Raw genomic sequence first — 22,198 nt, 5'->3', positions numbered from 1 at the left:
CAAGCACGACGGAATACTCTACGTCGGCCGCCTGCTCACAACATCCGATTTCGACGTTTCGCTCCACCCACTCCCAGATCCACCGCGGGATGGGATTCCAAGCGTCCGAACTGCGGATCCAGATGTAAGCCAATGCCAGGCTCGACACGGTCAACCAGGCCAGTAGCGACAGGCACCGCAGGAATCGTCGCATCAATTCACCCCGCCGCACCGGACATTTACGATCCCATATGCCTTCAGAGTGCTCCCCGCGATAGAGGCCCCGCCGCAGGCGTCGACCGACAGGCCCCGTCCCTTCAGTTTGCTCATAGGCTGGTTATTCAACACGAAATCCCATTCAATCATTTGCCGCTCCACAGTAGTTTGTGGACTTAGCATGACTGTTGGGCAACGCAAAAGCTATCAGCGTTGTCTGAAAAAACCACGCGAGCATCCGCAGGAGGCGGAAGATGCGCCGACGTCCCCGCCCGGGGCGGCCGCCACCGCGTCAGGGCAGTCCCAGCAGCCTTTCGGTCTCCCTGGCCAGGGAGACCAGGCGCGGGCCGATGTCGGTGGCGCGTTCCCCGTAAGGACCGTCGCCTGCCGGCACGCCGCAATTGAAGACGTACAGCAGCGATTGGTAGGACCGTCCCAGCGGCGCGGCAAAGCCGTACGCGTCTGGGCGCCATTCCTGGTTGTTGCCGCAATAGCCCTTGCGCTCCAAGTCGCGGCGCGCTACCGCCAGACTGGGAAAATGCGTCTCGTAATGCTGGGGATCGGCCACGCGCAGCTGATTCAGCACGGTGGCCCGCTCTTCGTCCGAAACTCGCGCCAGCCACGCCTTGCCAGCGGCGCTGGACAGCAGTGGAAGCGAAGCGCCGATATCGGGCCGGGTCTGCAAGGCCTCGTTTGAGCGGGCGGTTTCCACATACACCATCTGCAGGCGATCGCGCACCACCAGCGACACGGCGCCGCGCGCGTGATCGGCCAGTTGCTTCATCAGGGGCCGGGCGAGTTGCCGGATCTGCATGCTGGCCAGCAAGGGGTAGCTCAGCGCCAGCGCCGAAGCGCCCAACCGGTAACGCGCGGGCTCGCCTTCGCGCTGTAGGAAGCCCAATTCCACCAACGTGTGCGTCAGGCGCGCGACCGTGCTGCGCGACAACCCTGTTTGCTGCGCGAAGTCCTTGTTGGCCAGGACAGGCCTGTCGGCCCGAAAGCAGGCAAGGATATCTATGCCGCGCGCCAGCGTGGTGGTGAATTCGCGGTCTGGATCACGCGTCGTCATTCTGACGCTCCAGCATTTTTTCCACCCGCGCCACCAGCGTGAGCAAGCGAGGCGCGATGCGCGCCCGCAAGTCGCCCGCCCGTAGCCGCGTCACCGGCACGCCACAGTTGAACACCAGCGCCTGGCCGTCGACGCGCGTGCGCATGGGCACTGCCACCGCATGCACGTCCGAGTGCCAATCGCCCTGCCCCACGCAATAGCCGTGTTCGGCATAGTCGCGCTGCGCCTGCTCCAAATCGGGCGCATGACGCCGCCAGATCGCCGGTTCCTGGCGCCGCAGCGCCGCCAGCACGGGTTCGACCTCGTCGTCCGGCGCCTGCGCCAGCCAGGCGCGCCCCATGGCCGAGGGCAGCAGCGGCAGCAAGGCGCCGATGTCCGGACGGAACGACACCGCGTCGTGGCCGCGGCAGGTTTCCACGTACACCATGCTCAAGCCATGATGCATGCCCAGCGAGGCCGAGCCGCCTGCCGCATCGGCCAGGCGCTTCATCAAGGGACGCGCCAATTGCCTGACCTTGATGCTGGCCAGGAGCGGATAGCTCAACGACAGCACCGCGGTGCCCAGGCGATAACGGCGCAGGCCGGCGTCATAGCGCAGCAGTCCGCGCTGCATGAGGGTGGTGGTCAACCGGGAAATCGTGGCCTTGGACAAACCGGTGCGGTCCGCCAGTTCTCGGTTGCTGAGCGCCGGTTCGCCGTGCCGAAATGCCTGCAACACCGACAGCCCATGCGCCAGCGTGGTGGCGAAAGCGGGGTCGGCGTGGCGCTCGCCTGGGCGGGTGGTCATGGTCGCGGTCCTGGATGCGGGGCGCGCGCGATATGCGCTTGTACTCCTGCCGATCATAGTGCAGCGGCCGCCATGCAGGCGCGTGTGGCGTTCAAGATATCGAAACATTTGTCTCAAATCCGGCAGCCTTTTGCTAGCCTGGATTCAACACGGCGCGGCACGCACCAGCGCCGGACAAAACGGAGACACGCCATGATCAGGGACCCAGACGGCTTCCCGCCATTCCTCGAATCGCTGCGCCGCTATGTGCGCGAAAAGCTGGTGCCGCGCGAAGCGGAAGTCGCCCGCCTGGACGAAGTGCCGCAAGAACTGGTTGCCAGCATGGCCGCGCAGGGACTGTTCGGCTATTCCATTCCCGAGCAATACGGCGGCGCGGGCATGACCACCGAAGAGCTGATCCTGGCCGCCATGGAGCTGTCGCAATGCTCGGTGGCGTTTCGGGCCCGCGTCGGCACTAACACCGGTATCGGATCCGAGGCGCTGGTGGCGGACGGCACCGACGCGCAAAAGGCCCGGTACCTGCCCCTGCTGGCGTCCGGCGAACTGACCGGCTGCTTCGCGCTGACCGAGCCACAGGCGGGCTCGGACGCCACCGCCCTGCGGACCAACGCCGTGCGCGACGGCGACCACTACGTCTTGAACGGCGAAAAGTGCTTCATCACCAATGCGCCGCTGGCGGGCCTGTTCACGGTCATGGCGCGGACCGATTCGCAGGCGCCCGGCGCCAAGGGCATTACCGCCTTCATCGTGGAACGCGGCACGCCCGGCCTGTCCACCGGACAGCCTTACGACAAGATGGGGCAGGCGGGGTCTCCCGTATCCGCCGTGCACTTCCAGGACTGCCGTGTGCCCGCCGCCAATATCATCGGCGGTCAGGAAGGCCAGGGTTTCAAGACCGCGATGAAAGTGCTGAACAAGCAGCGCATCCATCTGGCCGCGCTATGCATCGGCCCCGCCATCCGCATGCTGGACGACACGCTGCGCTTCGTAGCCGAGCGCCAGCAGTTCGGCAAGCCGCTGATGGACTTCCAGCTGATTCAGGCCATGCTGGCCGACTGCCAGACGGAGATCCAGGCGGCCCGCGCGTTGGTGCTGCAAACCGCCCGCGAGCGCGATGCAGGCATGGACGTCACGCTGAACGCCTCGATCTGCAAATACTTCGCGTCGGAGATGTGCGGCCGCGTGGCGGACCGCTGCGTGCAGATGCACGGCGGCTACGGCTACGTTGCCGACCATGGCATTGAACGCTTCTACCGCGATGTGCGCCTGTTCCGCCTGTACGAAGGCACCAGCCAGATCCATCAATTGACCATTGCCCGCCATACGCTGACCCAGGCGGGCTACGCGCCCGGCCGCTAGAGCTGGCGCAAGACCCGCGTTCGTTTGCACAGGCCTCAGGGCCACCCCGGGACCGCAGCCGCAAGAAGCCGGCGGCCCGCCCAACCAAAGGAGACTTCCATCATGCTGCACAAGCACCTGCCGAAGTGGATCGGCGCCGTGGCCGCCGCCTTCACCTGCGCCGCCCTGCCCCCGCAAGCCGGGGCGGCGTACCCCGACAAACCGGTGAGACTGATCGTGCCGTTCGCCCCTGGCGGCTCCACCGATATCCTCGGCCGCCTGCTGGCTGAAGCCTTGCATCCCATCCTGGGCCAGCCGGTCATCGTCGAGAACAAACCCGGCGCCGGCGGCAATATCGGAGGCGACTTCGTTGCCAGGTCCGCGCCCGACGGGTACACCCTGCTCCTGGCGGCGGCGGGCCCCACCGTCATCAATCCAAGCCTGTACGCCAACATGCCGTTCAATCCGGCGAAGGATCTGGCTCCCATCACCTGCCTGGAACGCGAGCACAACCTGATGGTGGTCACCAAGTCCATGCCGGTGAAGACGCTGCCGGAGTTCCTGCAATACGCGCGCAACAACCCTGGCAAGCTGTCCTTCGGATCGCCGGGCAACGGCTCGCCCGCGCAACTGGCCGGCGAATTGCTCAAGCAGCAAACGGGCATCCAGGCAGAACACGTGCCCTACAAGGGCACTGGCCCCGCCATAACCGACCTGGTGGCCGGCCATATAGATTTCATGATCGACAACATGCCGGCGCTGCTGCCGCAGGTCAAAGCGGGCGGCCTGCGGGCACTGGCCGTGCCCAGCGACCAGCGCGCCACGGCAGCGCCCGACATTCCCACCTTCGATGAGGCCGGCCAAAAGGGTTTCGTGGTGATGGCCTGGAAAGGCCTGATGGCGCCGGCGGGCACCGACCCTGCGGTCATCGAGCGGCTGCACGCAGCCGTGGTCAAGGCCCTGCAGGATCCACAGTTGCGCGCCCGCTTCCAGGAGCTGGGCGCCGAGCCGCTCGCCAGCTCTCCGGCGGAATTTGCCAAACAGATCGCCGACGAAACCGCCTGGTGGGGCAAGCTGGTGCAAGCCACCGGCGCCCGCATCCAATAAGCCGATTGCTGGGAGAAGACCATGCAACGCACTCTTCGAACGCTGCGCGCGCTGGGCGTCATTGCCCTGCTGGGCGCGACTGGCGCGGCCCAGGCCGCCGCCTACCCCGACAAGCCGGTACGCCTGATCGTGCCGTACGCGGCAGGCGGCGGCACCGACACTGCGGCGCGCATGATCGCGCGCAAACTGGCGCCATTGCTGGGCCAGCCGATAGTGGTTGAAAACAAGCCCGGCGGCGCCACGCAGATCGGCACCGCCTATGTCGCCAGCGCCGCGCCCGACGGCTACACCTTGCTGATGGGTACGGCCAACCTGGCGACCAACAGCGTGCTGTACACCAAGCTGCCCTATGACGTGAAGAAAGACCTGGCGCCGGTGATCTGGGCCACGGACGTACCGGTCTATCTGCTATTGCCGGCTGCCAACCCAGGCCGCAGCCTGCAAGACCTGAAACGCGCTGCCGCGCTGCAACAGGGCCTGACTTATTCCACCGCCGGCACGGGAAGCATCCCGCATCTGGCGGGCGAACAGTTTGCACACCAGACCGGCATTGCGCTGCGGCACATTCCCTATAAAGGCAGCAGCGAGGCCGCCACCGCGCTCGTCGGCGGACAAGTCCAGATGAGCTTCGACAACTTGCCCCCGGTTTACGCGCAGGTCAAGGCGGGCCGCCTGCGGCCCATCGGGATCGCGGCGCAGACCCGCAATCCCGACCTGCCGGATGTTCCCACACTGGCCGAGCTGGGTGTGCCGCTGTCGGCCTCGTCCTGGTGGGGCGTGATGGCGCCGGCCGGCACCTCCAAGGACGTGATCGCCCTGCTGAACCGGCAAATCAACACCGTGTTGGCGGACCCCGAAGTGCGCAGCTACTTCACGGGCTTGGGCATGCAGCCCACCGGCGGCACGCCCGAAGCCTTCGGCAAACACATCGCCGATGAAACCGACAGATGGCGCACCGTCGTCAAGCAGGCCGGCGTGAAGATCGAGGAATAAGCCATGCAGCCCCAACAAGAACGCAACGGCGGCGACGCCCCGCAAGACCTGTGCGCGCGCATGCGCCGCTTCGTGGAAGAGGTGGCCATCCCCGCCGAGTCTCCCGCCATCGCCCGCGACGTGGAGGCGCTGGACCGCTGCGTCGCCCGCCTGCGCGTCCAGGCCCGCGAGGCCGGCCTGTATGCGCCGCAACTGCCCAGGGAATGGGGCGGTCTGGGCCTGGGCTGGCGCGCCCTGGCCCAGCTGCTTGAAGAAGCGGGGCGCGGCTTCCTGGGGCCCGCCGCCCTGAACTGCGCCGCGCCCGACCAGCCCAACATGCTGACGCTATTGCGCCTGGGCGCCCCGGCCCAGCTGGAACGCTTTCTCGCGCCGCTGGTGCGCGGCGAACAGCGCGCCTGCTTCGCCATGACCGAGCCCGCGCCCGGCGCCGGGTCCGACCCATCCATGCTGCGCACCCGCGCCGAGCGGCGCGGCGCGCGCTGGGTGCTGAATGGGCACAAGCAGTTCATCAGCGGCGGCGTGGGCGCGGATTTCGCGCTGGTGCTGGCGCGCGCCGATACCGGCGCCACGCTGTTCCTGGTGCCGGCCGACACGCCGGGCTACCGGGTCGTGCGCGACATCGGCATGGTCACGGGCTACCAGATCGGCGGCCACGCCGAGATCGTGCTGCAGGACTGCGAGCTTGGCGACGAGGCCGTACTGGGCGAACCCGGCCGTGGCCTGGAATATGCGCAGTTGCGGTTGGAGCCGGCCCGCCTGTCCCATTGCATGCGCTACATCGGCCGCGCGCGGCGCGCACTGGAGACCGCCCAAGACTATGTGGTGCGGCGCGAGTCCTTCGGTTCCCGCCTGGCGGACCTGCAGCAGATCCAGGCCATGGTCGCGGACTCGCACATCGACCTGCACGCCGCCCGCCTCATGACGATGGACTGCGCCGACCGCATGGATGCAGGCCTGCCGGTCAAGCAGCACAGCGCAATGACCAAAGTGTTCGTGTCCGAGGCCGTGAACCGCGTGGCCGACCGCGCCGTCCAGATGATGGGCGCGTCGGGGCTGTCCGACGATACCCCCGTGGCCATGGTCTGGCAGGAAATGCGCCCCTTCCGCATCTATGACGGCGCCAATGAACTGCACCGCGCCACGCTGGCGCGCCGGCTGCTGGCGCAAGCCTGAACCCCAACGGAGACAAGCATGCAACATCCCGAATTTCAGGCCTACCGGCTGCACGCTGGCGCGGCTGGCGATACGCCGCAAGGCCGTTACGACACGCTGACGCCGGACCAGCTGTCCCCGGGCGACACGTTCATCAAGGTCGCCTATGCGGGCCTGAACTACAAGGACGCGCTGGCCCAGGCCGGACGCGGCGGCATCATCCGCGAGTATCCGCGCATCGGCGGCATCGACCTGTCGGGCACCGTGGTGCATTCCGCCGACCCGTCGCTCACGCCCGGCCAGGAGGTCGTGGTGCATGGCTTCGGCATCGGCGTGGATTGCGACGGCGGCTATGCCGAATACGCGCGGGCCCGGCACGACTGGGTTCTGCCGCTGCCCGCCAGCATCGGGCTGCGCGACGCCGCCGTGCTGGGCGCAGCCGGTTACACGGCCGCGTTGTCACTGCACTGGATGGAGCATTGCGGGCTGACGCCCGAGCGGGGAGAAGTGCTGGTCACCGGCGCTACGGGCGGCGTCGCCGGCATCGCCATCGACATCCTGAGCCAGCGCGGCTATCGCGTCTGCGCCATGTCCGGCAAGCCCGATGCAGAAGACTATCTGCGCGCCCTGGGCGCACAGGAGGTGATCGCCCCGCCCGACCTGTCGGCCGGTATCAAGCCGCTGCAAAGCGCGCGCTGGGCCGGCGTGGTCGATTCCGTGGGCGGCCCGCTGCTGGCCCATGCACTCGCCAGCCTGAAGCCGGACGGCGTGGCCGCCGCTTTCGGCAATGCGGGCGGCGCGGAACTGCCCACCTCGGTCATTCCTTTCATCCTGCGCGGCATCAAGCTTCTGGGCATCAACGCCAACAGTCCGATGCCGCTGCGGCGCATCGTATGGAACAAGCTCGCCACCGAATACCGCCCCGCGCGCCTGGACCTGCTCGCGCGCGTCATCGAACCCCTCGAACTGCCGCAGGCGCTGGCCGCCATGCTCGAACGCGGCAGCATCGGCCGCAGCGTCGTGCGCTTCTCCTGATTGATCCTTGCCACACCATGACTCAGCCTTCCGACACCTCCCTGTCCCGCCTCTTCGATCCGCATAGCATCGCCATCGTGGGCGCTTCGGCCACGCCGGGCAAGATTGGCGCGATGCCTATCACCTTGCTGCAGCAGCACGGCTATGGCGGCCGCATCATTCCCGTCAACCCGCGCGCCGACATCATCGCCGGCCTTCCTGCCCTGCCCGGCCTGGACGCTTTGGACGACGCCGTGGATCTGGTCATCCTGGCCGTGCCCGCCGCCCACGCCGCGCAGGCGCTGGAACGCGCACGGCCGGGCCAGGTCGGCGCCGCCGTAGTGTTCACGTCCGGCTTCTCCGAGACCGGCGCGGACGGCGCCGCACAGCAGGAACGGCTCTGCATCATCGCGCGCGAGCGCGGCATCCGGCTGCTGGGCCCGAACTGCCTGGGCTTCATGAACGTGCGGCGCAATGTCTACGCCACCTTCTCGCCCGCCCCCGCCAACGGCGTGGTCGCCCCCGGCGGCATCGGCATGGTGTCGCAGAGCGGCGCGTTCGGCGCCTATGCCTACAGCATGGCGCGCGAGCGCGGCCTGGGCCTGTCGCACTGGATCAGCACCGGCAACGAGGCCGACATCGACGTTGCCGATTGCATTGAATGGCTGGCGCGCGACGCCGATACTCGCGTCATCATGGCCTACATGGAAGGCTGCCGGGACGGCGCCAAGTTGCGCCGCGCCCTGGCCGCGGCGCGCATGGCGGACAAGCCCGTGGTCGTCACCAAGATCGGCCGCACGCAGGCCGGCGCACAGGCCGCGGCCTCGCACACCGCCGCGCTGGCAGGCGACGACGCCGTGTACGACGCCCTGTTCCGCCAGTACGGCGCCCTGCGCGCGCGCACCATCGACGAATTCTTCAACCTGGGTTATGCGCTGGATACCTGGCAACGCCCCCCGCAAGGCCGACGCCTGGGGATCGTCACCATTTCCGGCGGCGTCGGCGCGCTGATGGCCGACGAGGCCGCCGACATCGGACTGGCGCTGCCTGAGCCTGCTGCCGACACGCAAGCCAGGCTGCTGCAACGCGTACCCTTCGCCAGCGGCCGCAACCCGGTGGACGTCACCGGCCAGGCCGTTTCCGAGCCCGGTCTGCTGCTGGCCACCGCCGACGACATGCTGGCCGAAGGCCGCTACGACGCCCTTGCGGTCTTCTTGGCCGCCGCCGGATCCTCCGAAGCCTTGTGGCCCACCTTCGAAGCCTTCGCGCAGCAGATGCAGGCCCGCCATCCGGACGTCCCGCTGGCGATCAGCGCCCTGTTCCCTCCCGCGCGCCGCCGCGAACTGGAACGCCAGGGCTGCCTGGTGTTCCCCGATCCCAGCGCCGCCATCCGCACGATAGGCGCGGTAGCGGGCCTCGGTGCGGAGCCCACCCCCTGCGAGGTTGACACCAGCCCCGCGACAACGGCCGCCGGCGCCCTGCCGCTGCTGGACACCTACAACGAAGTACAGGCCATGGAACTGCTGCGCGAAGCCGGACTCCCCGCAATGCCTTGCGTGCTGGCCGTTGACGCCGACGCTGCGGTGCGAGCCGCCGCCGGCCTGGACGCTCCCTGCGTGCTCAAAGTGGTGTCGCCCGACATCACGCACAAGAGCGACGTAGGCGGCGTCAAGCTCAACGTGCGCAGCGAGAGCGCCATACGCGACGCCCACGCCGACATCCTGGCCTCGGCGCGCCAGCACCGGCCCGACGCCCGCATCGACGGCGTCCTCGTGGCGCCCATGGCGCCCAAGGGCGTGGAGTGCATCGCTGGCGTGCATTGCGATCCGGTGTTCGGACCGGTAGTCATGTTCGGACTGGGCGGCGTGTTCGTCGAGGTGCTCAAGGACGTGAGCTTCCGCCTTGCGCCCTTTGGCCGCGAAGAAGCCCTGGCGATGATCCGCGAAATCAAGGGCTACGCGCTGCTGCAAGGCGCGCGCGGCGCGCGCCCGTGCGATATCGGCGCGCTGGCCGACGCGCTGGCGTCCCTGTCCCGCTTCGCCCACGCGCGCCGGGCGGACTTCAGCTCGGTGGAAATCAATCCGTTGCTGGCGCTGCCCGAGGGGCAAGGCGCGGTGGCATTGGACGCCGTGGTGATACGGGATAGCAGCCGTGGATAAGGGCCTATCCGTGATGCCTTGAAGGCGTTGCGCCGCATCGCCCCAAAGATCCATCCATGCCGTGCTGTCAATGCAGCACGGCATGGAGAAACGCAATTCGGCTATCGCTCAGCGTATTGGGAAGAACGTGCCGCCCAGGGTTCCGTTCAAGCCGCAATAGGGCGGACCAGATGTACCCGCGCCGGGCGGCTGTTCCGCGACGACCAGCCCGTCGCCTTGGCGTTGCAGGTTCAATACCCAGCCCTTGGTGTCGACGCTCTTGACCTGCAGGCGCTCGGCCTTGGCCTTGCCGGCGGCCTCCACGTTGCACGACCAGCGCCCCTTGTGCGGCTCTGCGGCCGAACCCTCATACAGAATGTCGCCGTCAGGCTTCTTCCAGAGCGTGATCTCGCCGGAGATGTTGCGCCACCTGCCGCTAAAGCCCTTGCGTTCGCCCAAGTCCAGCGAGGCAAGAAACGCATCCCGGTACTTCAGGCGGCTAGCGAGTTCCTCGACCGGCTTGTCTTTGTCGAACGGCTTCTCGAAGGCGTCGTCGCGCACCTTGGTGAAATAGCGCTGGTCGCGCAACAACGCTTCGGCCGTGATGGAGTCCAGCGATTTGCGCGCTTCGTTGTAGCGCTTGGCGATGCTCGCATCGAGCGCTGCGAGTTTCGGATCCGCGCAGATGGCCTTTTCTGCTCCCGTGCGCGCGTTGGCGCAGTCGAACGAAGGCAAGACCTCCGGCGCGGCCGTGGCGGTCAAGGACAGTATGCACAGCGCGGCGGCGCAGGCGGCAGGGATTAGGTTTTTGCTCATCATGGTGTCGCGGATGATAGCGAGAATTCTCGCAACGCAGGGGAAATATCATCCTGCGCTCGGTGAACCGGCCAGGAGGGCTGGCCGGGGTGCGCAAGGCGGCGAGCCCGCGCTCAAAGCAGGCGGCACATTTGTGCGTTCTATCAGGAACCAAGCTGCGCTACGCCAACCAGTGATTCTTGATGCCGTCGGACGGATGGCCGCGCGGTTAACTCATAGCGTCATGACGGCCTGGTCCTCGATCTGGAAAAACAAAGCGCGCGGCCCGAGAAAGCCCGCGTCGTCCAGATACTCGAAAGCGACGCTTTGGCCCGGGGCGGCCACCTGCCCGAAGTGTTCGACCCTGTACATCACGCCCCCGATGCGATAGTTGTGAACCAGCGTCGAAACGTTCGAGTTCGACGTGCGCACGCGGTAGGTCACGACCTCCTCGACCTGGCCGCGCACGCCGTGCTTGTACCGGGCGCGCTTCAGCGTCGGGCTGCGCATTCCCAGGACGAGCCCCATAAGCACAAAGAATGCGGACAGCAGGATCATGGGACCTAGAAACAGGCTACCGGCCAGCGGCAACAGCGCAAGCGCGTAGAACAGCTTGCGCACGCCCAGTTCCTCCTTGCGCACGGCCTGGCGATCGGCATCGCTGACTTCCTCGACCGAATTCCAGGTCTGCGCGCTCATCGGGTACTCGGCTCGCAGCAACACCGGCGGCGTGCCGGGCTGCAGCGTCAGCAGATGCAGGCGCACCGGCAAATCCGTCAGCGCAGCAACCGCCACGGGCCGCAAGCCATTTCGCGTATCCCTTGATATCTCGTTCCAGAACGGCAAGGCCACGTCCACGCGCTGCCCGCCGAAGGTGTAGCAGATGCCAGGCCTCTCGGACGGGCCAAAGCCGGTCAGGTGACCGGCAACGATCTGCTTGGACAGTTGCCCCTTCAACGCCTGATTGAAGCGCCGCCAAGCGCGCGGCAGCCGCATCAATCTGCGTCCAAGAAACACCGCAAAAGCCGCCATCGCCGCTGCACACACCAGAACCACCACGCCACGCAGGTATCACCGTCTCCACCGCCCGGAGTTACGCACTCGAGTATGGACTTTCCGGTTACGGTTCGCTGCCGCCAGGTGTTCGCAAGAACCTGGCGCGCGGTAAGCCACTGCCCCCAGGAATCGCCAAGAAGATGGTGCCAGCCACGATGTTGGCGCGGCTCCCCGTTTATCCGGGCTACGAGTGGAGAGTAGCCGGTACGGACCTCGTCCTTGTAGCGATCGCTACAGCGGTCGTCGCGGACGTCCTCCTCGGCGTTTTTGATTGATGGCCAACTGAGCGCCATCCAGTAAGGCGGATGGCGGCTATGGGTCGCAAACAGTCGGACGATAGAGCGCATTCGGCGCTGGGGACGCCGTGCGGACAAACCGCCAGTCACAAACTGGATCGGCAGACGTTCGTAGCACCAATGAAATGAGTTTCCCCGCACAACTATCCGATCACCCGCCGCCACTTGGATCATCCAGTTTCCGAACGCATATCCGGCACCCACTACTCAGGCTAGCGCCAATCCGCTCACCCGCAGCCCATCGTCTTCGACGCCCTACGGCATCTGGAATAGTTAGCGGACCTCGGGTTCGCGCGCCTGCCCCAGCCAGTCCAGCGCGGCCTGGACTGCGGGCATCCGCGCTCCCTGCTGGCGATAGATGGCGCCGATTGCACCGAAATTCGCGTCGATACGTACAGGCAGGACATCCAGCGAGCCCCTGTCTCGGTAAAACCCCGCGATGGCGGTCGGCATGACCGCGAGCGAATCGCTCTGGCCGATATGGGCCAGAGTCGCCAGCAACGAATTCGTATGTATACGCGCCGGGGGCACCGGCAAGCCGGCCTGCTCGAATGCACGCTCAAGCCGTTCCCGCAACATTGTGCCCGGCAAGGGCAAGATCCACGAACGCCCCCGCAGGTCACGCAGCTGCTGGCCGCGCAGGCTGGCCAGCGCGTGGCCCGGCGCCGATACGATGCATATCGGTTCATCGTGCAGGTGCATTGCCTCACATTCGGCTGGAAGCGGACGTCCGCCTAACCGGCCCAGCACGATATCCAGTTCGTCCACAGACAGCCTGTCCAGGAGGTTGTCCAGCACTCCCTCCACAAGCGTCACTTCCAAGGCAGGCATGCGCTGGCACAGCGCGGCAATCAAGCTCGGCGCCACAGTGACTGCCGCCGAGGGCAGCGTGCCCAGCCGCAGCAATGTGGTTCCGCGTTCCTGCGCAGCCTGCAATTCCTCTGCAACCCGCACTGCCGAGCCAAGCGTGTGGCGGGCGTGCAAGATCATGACGGTTCCAGCAGCGGTGGGCCGGGTGCCCTGACTGGTGCGCTCGAACAAGACATAGCCCACCTGCTCCTCCAACTGCGTCAACGCCTTGGACGCCGCCGGCTGAGACATGTGCAGCCGGCTAGCCGCACGCCCCAGGTTGCGCTCTTCATCCAGAGCAATCATCAATTCCACATGGCGCGGCTTCAAATGCGTACCAAGGCGAGCGGGCATGGCTTAGATAACCAAACAGTTATGGCCTATTAAGTTTATTTCATTTTTTCGGCATGAACGCGCCGCTCATACTATGGTCGCCGGGTCTCAAGAATGGCGTGGCAGGAGACAAACATGAAAACAATATGCGCTGCAATTGCAGCCTGTATCACCCTGGCCTCGCCAGGTGCACACTCTGCCGACGCTTATCCGGCCCGGCCCGTGCAGTTGATAGTGCCGTTCTCGCCGGGCGGCGCAGTGGACGTGCTCGCAAGGCAATTGGCGCAACGCATGCAAGCTCAAGGCTACACAATAGTGATCGAGAACAAACCTGGCGCCGGGGGCAACATTGCCGCCAGCCAGGTGGCGCGCGCAAGCCCCGACGGCTACACCTTGCTGATGGGCACGACCAACACTCACGGCATCAACAGCGCCTTGTATCCCACCATGCCGTACGACCCGATCAAGGACTTCGCACCTGTCGGCATGGTCGCTGAAAACGTTGTGGTGCTGCTGGCGAACCAGAGCTTTCCAGGCAAGACGTTGCAAGAGGCCGTGGACGTGCTGCGGAAGAATCCCGGCAAGTACACCTACGCTTCGCCCGGTGTGGGCACCGTGCATCAGCTTGCGATGGAGCAGCTCAAACAAGCCGCCAACCTGGACGTGGTGCATGCGGCGTACAAAGGCGCGGGCCCCGCCATGAGCGATTTGGTTGCCGGCCATGTGCCGCTGATGATCGGCGGCATTGCGCCGGCCTTGCCATTCCTGTCCGATGGCCGCGTCCGCATCCTTGGCGTCGCCAACACAGAGCGCTACCCTACCCTGCCCGATGTTCCGCTGTTCTCGGAGGTCGCTCCCGGAGTGAGCGTGCGGTCGTGGATAGGCCTGTTCGCGCCGGCCGGTACGGCGGCACCGGTTGTAGAGCGTCTGAGCGCCGATCTGCGTGCCGTGTTGCAGGATCCCGGATTCGCCGCCACCTTACAGCCGCTGGGAATGGCCCCGCGTCCGATAACGCCGCAGGCGTTTGGCGACATGGTGCGCGATGACATGCCCAAATGGAGCGCAGCGGTCAAAGCGTCCGGAGCCACGCAATGAAGCCGAACCGCCCCGTTAATTTCCTGCTGTTCATCACCGACCAGCATCGTGCCGACCACCTCGGCGCCTATGGCAACCGCGTGGTCGCGACGCCTCACCTGGACAAATTGGCCGCTGGTGGATGGCGCGCCGGCAATATGCATGTGGCAACCCCCATATGCATGCCCAATCGTGCCAGCCTGATGACCGGTCGCTATCCGTCCACGCATGGCGCACGGCATAACGGCATTGCGCTATCGCTGCGCAGCAGGACCTTCGTGGACATGTTGCGGTTGGCCGGATGGCGCACCGGCGTAGTGGGAAAGCTCCACCTGCAGAACATGACAGACATTCCACCGTCCTGGCCCGTGCGCGCGGAGGATCGTCTTGCGCTGGAAGCCGTTACGCCGGATACCAGCGGGCGATACGACCAGGAGAACCGGCGCGCCTGGCTGGAACGCGATGACTACGATCTGAGCTATCCGTACTATGGATTTCAGCAGGCTGATCTTGTGGACGATCATAGCGATCAACCGCATGGGCACTACCGCTACTGGCTGCGCCGCAATCACCCGGAAGTGGAGTCGCTGATCGGCTTTGAGGCCGCGATCGCGACGCCGGAATATGAGCTGACTCGCATACGCCAGGCTTGGCGGACCCGTGTTCCCGAGGAACTGTATCCCACGGCCTACATCGCGGACCGGACCATCGAAAAACTGCAGGAGTACGGCCGCGGCGATAGTCCTTTTTTCCTGCAATGTTCATTTCCCGACCCGCATCATCCCTTCACGCCGCCGGGCCGATACTGGGACATGTACAGGCCCGAGGAAATGGAACTTCCGGAGTCGTTTCACGCAGGGCATTCCCCTGCGCCGCACGTGGCCTGGCTGCGGGAACAGCGCGATAGCGGCAAGGCCGTCAGGAATACGCCCGCCATCTTCGCTTGCAACGAGCGCGAGACGCGCGAAGCGCTTGCGTTGAATTATGGATCCATCAGCAATATCGACCACCATATTGGACGCGTGCTGGAAGCGCTTGAGCAAAGCGGCCAGGCGGAAAACACCCTTGTGATCTTTACTAGCGATCACGGCGACTACTTGGGCGACCATCAACTGATGTTAAAAGGCCCCATTCACTATCGAGGCCTGACCCGGGTGCCGTTCATCTGGCGGGACGGAGCCCGCACCACCGGGGGTTCCGCCAGCGATGCACTGGTTAGCACGATCGACATTGCGCCTAGCATCCTGGCGCGCGCGGGCGTACAGCCCTACAACGGCATGCAGGGGCACGATCTTGCAGCGGTCATGTCGGGCCAAGCAGCCGGTGTGCGTGATGCGCTGATGATCGAGGAGGAAGGCCAACGAGTCATCCTGGGTTTCGACCGCCGGATTCGCTGCCGCACACTCCTGGCGGAAAACCATCGCCTAACCATATACGACGGCGCGGGTTGGGGCGAACTATACGACCTGCGCCATGATCCGCACGAGCTGCAAAACCTCTGGGACGAGCCGCAAAGCGCGCAGGTTCGCGCGCGCCTGTTGGAGGCGCTGTCTCGCGAAATGCTGTCCAACATTGACACGAGTCCCTACCCTACTGCGTTGGCGTAATCGCCATGCTGCGATTGAGGTGATCAGATCCAGGGTCCGCTAACGCTAGCCGCAACCCTTTACTCCGCATCACCACGCGTATTCCATCGTCGCGTACATCGTCCTGCCTTGCCCGTACTGGCAACCCATCATGCTGTAGCAAGACGCCACGTACTGCTTGTCGAACAAGTTCGACGCATTCAAGGACAGCGCTAGCCCGCGGCCCGGCGTGAACTCATAACGCAGCATTGCGTCGACCACCGTATATGACGGCACCTTGAACGTATTCTCGCGGTCGCCATAGCTGCTGCCGACATATCGCACGCCGCCGCCCACGCGCAGACCCGCCAGCGGGCCCGCCACCGGCAACCGGTAATCCACCCAGACCGACGCCATCTGCTCCGGCACTCGCACCGGCCGGTTGCCCTGAATGCCGGGCTCCGTGGAACGCTTCACCTTGACGTCGTTCCAGGTATAGCTGGCCATCACATCCAGGTTCGGCGCCAATCCCACCTTCGCCTCCAGTTCCACACCGCGCGAGCGCGTCTGCCCTTCCTGGATGTTGAAGCCCGGGTGCGCGGGATCGGGCGTGCTGACATTCTTCTTGGTCAGGTCGAACAGCGCCAGCGTGTACAGCGCGTTCATCTGCGGCGGTTCGTACTTCAGGCCGATCTCATACTGCCGGCCCATTTCGGGCTTGAAGACCTGATTATCGAAGGTGCGTCCTGTGGCGGGCAGGAACGACTCGGAATAGCTGATGTAAGGCGCCAGGCCCGTGTCGCTCAGATAGACCAGGCCGGCCCGTCCGGTGAATTTCTCGTCGTTCTGCACGGGCGCCGACGCCCAGGTGGCGGTGTTTTCGTTGCGCACCCAGTCATAACGCCCACCAAGCAGCACCACCCATTTCTTATCCAGCTTCAGCTGATCCTGCAGATAGAGACCCGTCTGCTGCACCGTTTGACGGTACTCGCTGGCCGGAAACATCATCATGTCCGTATTGCCGTAAACCGGCGTGAACAGGTCCAGCGGCGCTCCCATGCCCAGCTGCTGCCATTGGGAGTACTTGACGCGGCTGTAGTCCAGGCCCGCGAGCAGCGTGTGATCGACCGGGCCCGTGCCGAACTTCGCCTGCAACTGGTTATCCACTGCCAGCACGTCGCCGCTACCGCTACGCGAATCGGCGAACCGGCTGGCCAGCCGCTTGTCGGCATCTGCCCAACCCAGGACGAACAGCTCGTCGCTGCTGTGTCGCACATGCGAATACCGCAAGTTCTGGCGCACCGTGAAGACATCGTTGAAGCGGTGCTCGAACAGATAACCGACCGATGTCTTCTCATTGACCGAGCGGTCGAAATCCGGCTCCCCGATGTAGCGGTGCCGCGGGATCCTGCCGTTGGGGTTGTCCAGCACCGTGCCTTCCGCAGGCAGGGCGTTGGCGAAGTTTCCAGTCTGCTTCTGGTACTCCGTCAGGACCGTGAATTCGGTGGCGCCGCTGGGCCGCCACGTAAATGTCGGCGCGATGAATGTGCGTTCGTTGTGGATCTTGTCGACCTGCACGTCATTGCTGCGCATCAGCCCGGTCAGGCGGTATGACCATACCCCGGCGTCGTCCAGCGGGGCGCCGATGTCGAATGCCGCATGCGAATAGTCGTGCGTACCACCCTGCACCTGCACCTGATACAACGGCGCGCGCGGCGCCCGCTTGGTGACCAGATTGATCTGCCCGCCCGGATCGGAGGCGCCATACAGCACCGAACTAGCGCCGCGCAGCACCTCGATGCGTTCCAGTCCATACGGCTCCGGTGCGTCCCAGCCCAGGTAATCGCTGGGAAAGCTGCGCAATCCGTCGCGCAGCAGCCGGCCTGTGCCTTGCTGAAAGCCCCGGATGATGAGCTGGTCGGCGATGATCTGCCCCCCCGCCACTTCGCTGGTCACGCCCGGCGTATACCGCAGCGCCTGCGTCACGGTCTTGGGCTGCTGCGTCTCGATCTGCTCGCTCGTCACGATCGACACCGAAGCGGGAACTTCAATCAGCGGCGTGTCCGTTTTGGTCGCCGTCGCGCTGCGGTACGCGATATAGCCGTCCGCAGGCCCGTAGGCGGTGGCCGTGGCGCCCTCCACGAGCACCGGCGCCAGGTGGGTGGCGCTATCAGACGCCTTGGGCAGCGGACGGATCGTCACGACGTTGCCCGAGATGTCGAAGGTGAATCCGCTGCCCGCCAACATCTCGCTCAGCGCACGCGGAGCCGGCATCTGTCCACGAACGGCACTGGCGCGCGCGGCACGGATCATCGCGCCGTCAACGGTCACCTGATAACCGGACTGCGCGCCAAAGATCACCAGCGCATCGGCCAGCGCCTGGGCCGGGATGTCGAAGGAGACCGCCTGCGCCACGCCGGCCTGCGCCGCCGCATTCCCAGGTGTCCCGATGGTCAGACCCGCGATGGCGATGGTGCTTGATACGACGCCGTGCGCCAGGCGCATCCCCACTTTCTTCTTCATTCTAATTAACTCCGATTGTGCGAAATCCCGCCGGTCTGATCAGGTGTCCTGGCCGGGGTCTATCCACACAACGAAGCAGCAAACGGATTTTTCGGTAATTCCCTACGAATCGTGGGGACAAAGGCTCAGGAGGCCTGGCCGTTAAGCGACACGATGAGCAGCCAGGGCGTGATCTGGCGCACTCGGCCGCCGTGCGGGCGCACGATCAGCTCGGCCGCGGCAGCGGGGTCGCTGGTGTCGAAGATGCCCGTCACGCTGAGATCGCGCGGCACATCGCCCAGCAGCACGATCTGGCCTGCGTAACGGCGACGAAGATCCTCGATCACGTCGGGCAAGGGCCGATCGACGGCGACCAGCCGCGTGCGGGTCCAACTGCCCACCACCTCCGGCGCGATCTCTCCCCTGGCCGCTGGCGCATTGGCCGACATGCGCATCCATTGCCCGGTGGCCAACACCTCGCTGGCGGCCTGCGGTTCTGTATGCTCGACCTGCACTCGCCCATGCTTGACCGCGACGTCGGTGTCGCGCTCGCCGATCCGCACGTTAAAGCCCGTGCCCAGGACTGTAACGCGCGTGCCATTGGCGGCCACCTCGAATGGCCGGGTGGGATCGGGAGTCACCTCGAAGAACGCCTCGCCGGCATAAAGCGTGACCTGCCGGCCGGTGGCGGAAATGTCTGCGCGCATCGCACTGCCGGGCGCAAGACGCACCCGGCTGCCGTCCTCCAGGCGAATGTCCGCTTGGCTCGTCGAGTCCGTAATGAAGTCTGCCCGGACTTGCAGCAAGACGATGGGCACGGCCAGCCACGCCAGCGCGGCCAGACAGGCGCCGGCGACCACGTGGCGCAGACGCGGCCGCGGCAGCCTTGCGCGCCCAACGGGCGCGGCAGTTTCAGGCTGCGGACGCTCAGTCGGCAATTGGCGGATCAGCGCATCGACGTGGACCGTCTGGCGCCAGGCGCCGTCGTGCAGCGGATCGGCCATGCGCCATGCCTCGAAGCGCTCACGCAAGTCGGGGTCGCCGGGTTCGTCATCGAGCAGGATGCTCCAGTCCACCGCGGCGCGCAGCGCGGCATCCCAGGCAGCGTCGTGGTCTTCGTGCTTCACAGGCGGCGCGACAAACATTGGATGCAATGCAATTTGGCTTCGGCGATCAATTGATGCGTGAAGGTCACGGACAGACCCAGTTGTTGGGCGACCTCCCGCAGTTTCAGTCCGTCGACGGTATGCAAAGTGAGGGCAAGCCGGGAGCGCTCGGGCAACTCGTCCAGGCTTTCAAGGACCAGATTCATGTCTTTGCGAGCGGAGACGGTCGCTTCCGGCGAGGGAGATCTATCCTGTAGCGTCGCGGCCAGCACCATGGGATCGCTATCGGCCTCGACGCAGTCGCGCTTGCGGGCGCGCAACCAATCCAACGCCAGATTCCGCACTGTGCGGTAGAAATACCCAAGCGGTTCCGCCAGCGAACGCCCCTGCTCGACCGCCTGCACACGCTCCCAGGCGTCTTGCACGATGTCTTCGGCACTAGCGCGATCACGCACGAAACTATCGGCGTAGCTTACCAGTTCGCTTCGGTGCAACTTGTAGAAGCGCACGGAATCAAGTTCGGAACTCACGTGACGGAATCGGTAGGAGTGCCAGTGGGCGGGAAAGGTCGCAATTCTAAATGACAATGATTTTAGTTTCTAGAACTGGCGCATTGGCCGCAGCCGTCCGAACAGAAATTCCAAACTCAATGAAATTCGACATTCCCCAAATATGTAACAGCGCCCCCTCCCCCCCTTGAACCCCGGAACATCATCCCTATAATTAGCACTCGACACCGGTGAGTGCTAACAGCCCTCCCGGGGCTAACCGATCATTCACTTACTTTTTAGTTAACAGGAGTTCCTCATGGCCTTGCGTCCCCTGGGCGATCGCGTGATCGTCAAACGCCTCGAAAACGAGCGCAAGACTGCCTCCGGCATCGTCATCCCCGACAGCGCCGCTGAAAAGCCTGATCAAGGTGAAGTCGTGGCCGTCGGCCCCGGCAAGAAGACCGAAGACGGCAAGATCCTGCCGGTCGACCTGAAGGCTGGCGACAAGGTTCTGTTCGGCAAGTACGCCGGCCAGTCCGTGAAGGTTGATGGCGAAGAACTGCTCGTCATCCGCGAGGACGAAATCCTCGCCGTGGTTCAGTAAACCCCGCCTCAAACGAATTTTCGAAGGAAGCTAAGAAATGGCTGCCAAGCAAGTATTGTTCGGTGATGACGCCCGCGTGCGCATCGTCCGTGGCGTGAATGTCCTCGCCAACGCTGTCAAGACCACCCTGGGCCCCAAGGGTCGCAACGTCGTGCTGGAGCGCTCGTTCGGCGCCCCGACGGTGACCAAGGACGGCGTGTCCGTCGCCAAGGAAATCGAACTGAAGGACAAGTTCGAAAACATCGGCGCCCAACTCGTCAAGGACGTCGCGTCCAAGACCTCCGACAACGCCGGCGACGGCACCACGACCGCCACCGTGCTGGCCCAGGCCATCGTTCAGGAAGGCCTGAAGTACGTTGCCGCCGGTTTCAACCCGATCGACCTGAAGCGCGGCATCGACAAGGCTGTCGCCGCCGCCGTGGCCGAACTGCAAAAGCAATCCAAGCCGGTCACCACCAGCAAGGAAATCGCTCAAGTCGGTTCGATCTCGGCCAACAGCGATTCCTCCATCGGCCAGATCATCGCTGACGCGATGGACAAGGTCGGCAAGGAAGGCGTCATCACCGTCGAAGACGGCAAGTCGCTGGAAAACGAGCTGGACGTCGTCGAAGGCATGCAATTCGACCGCGGCTACCTGTCGCCCTACTTCATCAACAACCCGGACAAGCAAGTCGCCGTCCTGGACGACCCGTTCGTCCTGATCTTCGACAAGAAGATCAGCAACATCCGCGACCTGCTGCCCGTGCTGGAACAAGTCGCCAAGTCGAGCCGTCCCCTGCTGATCATCGCGGAAGACGTCGAAGGCGAAGCGCTGGCCACCCTGGTTGTGAACAACATCCGTGGCATCCTGAAGACCACCGCCGTCAAGGCTCCTGGCTTCGGCGACCGCCGCAAGGCCATGCTGGAAGACATCGCCATCCTGACGGGCGGCACGGTGATCTCCGAAGAAACCGGCATGTCGCTGGAAAAGGCCGGCCTGGCTGAACTGGGCCAAGCCAAGCGCATCGAAGTGGGCAAGGAAAACACCACGATCATCGACGGCGCTGGCGACAGCAAGTCGATCGAAGCTCGCGTCAAGCAAGTTCGCATCCAGATCGAAGAAGCCACGTCCGACTACGACCGTGAAAAGCTGCAAGAACGCGTGGCCAAGCTGGCCGGCGGCGTTGCCGTGATTCGCGTTGGCGCTGCCACCGAAGTCGAAATGAAGGAAAAGAAGGCTCGCGTCGAAGACGCCCTGCACGCCACCCGCGCTGCAGTGGAAGAAGGCGTTGTGGCTGGCGGCGGCGTTGCGCTGCTGCGCGCCAAGCAAGCCATCGCTGGCCTGAAGGGCGACACGCCTGACCAGAACGCCGGTATCAAGCTGATCCTGCGCGCTGTGGAAGAGCCCCTGCGCACCATCGTCACGAACGCCGGCGAAGAAGCCAGCGTCGTGGTCAGCAACGTGCTGAACGGCAAGGGCAACTACGGCTACAACGCCGCGACCGGCGAGTACACCGACCTGGTCGAGCAAGGCGTGCTGGATCCCACCAAGGTGACCCGCACCGCCCTGCAAAACGCTGCCTCCGTCGCCAGCCTGCTGCTGACGGCTGAAGCCGCCGTTGTGGAACTGGCCGAAGACAAGCCCGCTGCTCCGGCCATGCCCGGCGGCATGGGCGGCATGGGCGGCATGGACTTCTAAGTCCCGCTTCCCTTGCAAGGCCTCCCCGGCTCCGGCCGGGGAATGCAGTATCCGAG

Annotated in this window: 18 protein-coding genes and 1 pseudogene; 11 read left to right on the top strand and 8 right to left on the bottom strand. The window is 65.1% G+C overall.

Going from position 1 to position 22,198, the window contains the following annotated elements:
- Positions 1–487: 487 nt before the first annotated feature.
- Both KYC_RS15535 and KYC_RS15530 read right to left on the bottom strand, forming a co-directional pair.
- Positions 488–1,264, bottom strand: a complete 777-nt coding sequence (locus tag KYC_RS15535) for an IclR family transcriptional regulator (protein WP_008163954.1) — start codon at positions 1,262–1,264, stop codon at positions 488–490.
- Positions 1,251–2,051, bottom strand: coding sequence for an IclR family transcriptional regulator (locus KYC_RS15530; protein ID WP_008163952.1), 801 nt, complete (start codon positions 2,049–2,051; stop codon positions 1,251–1,253). Before KYC_RS15530 ends, KYC_RS15535 begins: the two co-directional genes overlap by 14 nt.
- 192 nt (positions 2,052–2,243) lie before the next feature.
- Here KYC_RS15530 and KYC_RS15525 point away from each other — a divergent pair, with 192 nt between their 5' ends.
- From KYC_RS15525 to KYC_RS15500, 6 genes are all read left to right on the top strand, one after another.
- Entirely contained in the window at positions 2,244–3,410 is a 1,167-nt protein-coding gene (locus KYC_RS15525; RefSeq protein ID WP_008163950.1) for an acyl-CoA dehydrogenase family protein, read from the top strand.
- Between the two features lie 102 nt (positions 3,411–3,512).
- On the top strand, positions 3,513–4,496 hold the full coding sequence (locus tag KYC_RS15520) for a Bug family tripartite tricarboxylate transporter substrate binding protein (RefSeq protein ID WP_008163948.1): 984 nt from the start codon (positions 3,513–3,515) through the stop codon (positions 4,494–4,496).
- A 21-nt stretch (positions 4,497–4,517) separates the two neighbouring features.
- Complete coding sequence (locus KYC_RS15515) at positions 4,518–5,489, top strand: Bug family tripartite tricarboxylate transporter substrate binding protein (protein WP_008163946.1); 972 nt, start codon at positions 4,518–4,520, stop codon at positions 5,487–5,489.
- 3 nt (positions 5,490–5,492) lie between these two features.
- Positions 5,493–6,662: an acyl-CoA dehydrogenase family protein gene (locus KYC_RS15510; protein WP_008163945.1), complete on the top strand. Its 1,170-nt coding sequence runs from the start codon at positions 5,493–5,495 to the stop codon at positions 6,660–6,662.
- Between the two features lie 18 nt (positions 6,663–6,680).
- On the top strand, positions 6,681–7,676 hold the full coding sequence (locus tag KYC_RS15505; RefSeq protein ID WP_008163943.1) for an acrylyl-CoA reductase family protein: 996 nt from the start codon (positions 6,681–6,683) through the stop codon (positions 7,674–7,676).
- Positions 7,677–7,693: 17 nt separating this feature from the next.
- Positions 7,694–9,814, top strand: a complete 2,121-nt coding sequence (locus KYC_RS15500; protein WP_008163941.1) for an acetate--CoA ligase family protein — start codon at positions 7,694–7,696, stop codon at positions 9,812–9,814.
- A 108-nt stretch (positions 9,815–9,922) separates the two neighbouring features.
- On the opposite strand, the gene KYC_RS15495 is transcribed toward KYC_RS15500, so the two are convergent.
- A complete protein-coding gene (locus KYC_RS15495; protein WP_238531941.1) occupies positions 9,923–10,555 on the bottom strand; it encodes a lysozyme inhibitor LprI family protein in 633 nt (210 codons plus the stop codon).
- A gap of 267 nt (positions 10,556–10,822) precedes the next feature.
- Positions 10,823–11,584 (bottom strand): hypothetical protein, encoded by a 762-nt coding sequence (locus tag KYC_RS15490; protein ID WP_008163936.1) that lies wholly within the window; start codon positions 11,582–11,584, stop codon positions 10,823–10,825.
- A 65-nt stretch (positions 11,585–11,649) separates the two neighbouring features.
- Here KYC_RS15490 and KYC_RS29900 point away from each other — a divergent pair.
- Positions 11,650–11,919, top strand: a pseudogene (locus KYC_RS29900) (anti-virulence regulator CigR family protein); the annotation flags it as partial.
- Positions 11,920–12,213: 294 nt separating this feature from the next.
- Here KYC_RS29900 and KYC_RS15480 read toward each other — a convergent pair.
- On the bottom strand, positions 12,214–13,143 hold the full coding sequence (locus KYC_RS15480) for a LysR family transcriptional regulator (protein ID WP_043518605.1): 930 nt from the start codon (positions 13,141–13,143) through the stop codon (positions 12,214–12,216).
- 93 nt (positions 13,144–13,236) lie between these two features.
- Here KYC_RS15480 and KYC_RS15475 point away from each other — a divergent pair, with 93 nt between their 5' ends.
- Entirely contained in the window at positions 13,237–14,217 is a 981-nt protein-coding gene (locus KYC_RS15475) for a Bug family tripartite tricarboxylate transporter substrate binding protein (protein ID WP_238531940.1), read from the top strand.
- Positions 14,214–15,803 (top strand): sulfatase family protein, encoded by a 1,590-nt coding sequence (locus KYC_RS15470; RefSeq protein ID WP_008163928.1) that lies wholly within the window; start codon positions 14,214–14,216, stop codon positions 15,801–15,803. The genes KYC_RS15475 and KYC_RS15470 overlap by 4 nt, the downstream gene beginning before the upstream one ends.
- A 69-nt stretch (positions 15,804–15,872) precedes the next feature.
- On the opposite strand, the gene KYC_RS15465 is transcribed toward KYC_RS15470, so the two are convergent.
- The 3 genes from KYC_RS15465 to KYC_RS15455 all read right to left on the bottom strand — a co-directional run bounded on the left by KYC_RS15465 (position 15,873) and on the right by KYC_RS15455 (position 19,899).
- Positions 15,873–18,284: a TonB-dependent siderophore receptor gene (locus KYC_RS15465; protein ID WP_043518602.1), complete on the bottom strand. Its 2,412-nt coding sequence runs from the start codon at positions 18,282–18,284 to the stop codon at positions 15,873–15,875.
- Between the two features lie 125 nt (positions 18,285–18,409).
- A complete protein-coding gene (locus KYC_RS15460; protein ID WP_167310258.1) occupies positions 18,410–19,390 on the bottom strand; it encodes a FecR family protein in 981 nt (326 codons plus the stop codon).
- Positions 19,387–19,899: an RNA polymerase sigma factor gene (locus KYC_RS15455; protein WP_008163922.1), complete on the bottom strand. Its 513-nt coding sequence runs from the start codon at positions 19,897–19,899 to the stop codon at positions 19,387–19,389. Before KYC_RS15455 ends, KYC_RS15460 begins: the two co-directional genes overlap by 4 nt.
- A 277-nt stretch (positions 19,900–20,176) precedes the next feature.
- Between KYC_RS15455 and groES the strand changes: the two genes are divergently transcribed.
- Both groES and groL read left to right on the top strand, forming a co-directional pair.
- Positions 20,177–20,464, top strand: coding sequence for a co-chaperone GroES (groES, locus tag KYC_RS15450; RefSeq protein ID WP_006221616.1), 288 nt, complete (start codon positions 20,177–20,179; stop codon positions 20,462–20,464).
- A gap of 37 nt (positions 20,465–20,501) precedes the next feature.
- Positions 20,502–22,142, top strand: coding sequence for a chaperonin GroEL (gene groL / locus KYC_RS15445; protein ID WP_008163905.1), 1,641 nt, complete (start codon positions 20,502–20,504; stop codon positions 22,140–22,142).
- Positions 22,143–22,198: the final 56 nt, after the last annotated feature.

The organism is Achromobacter arsenitoxydans SY8 (assembly GCF_000236785.1).
Taxonomy (GTDB): domain Bacteria; phylum Pseudomonadota; class Gammaproteobacteria; order Burkholderiales; family Burkholderiaceae_B; genus Achromobacter; species Achromobacter arsenitoxydans.
Note: the sequence above shows the minus strand (reverse complement) of the source record. Positions and strands in the feature narration are given on the sequence as shown.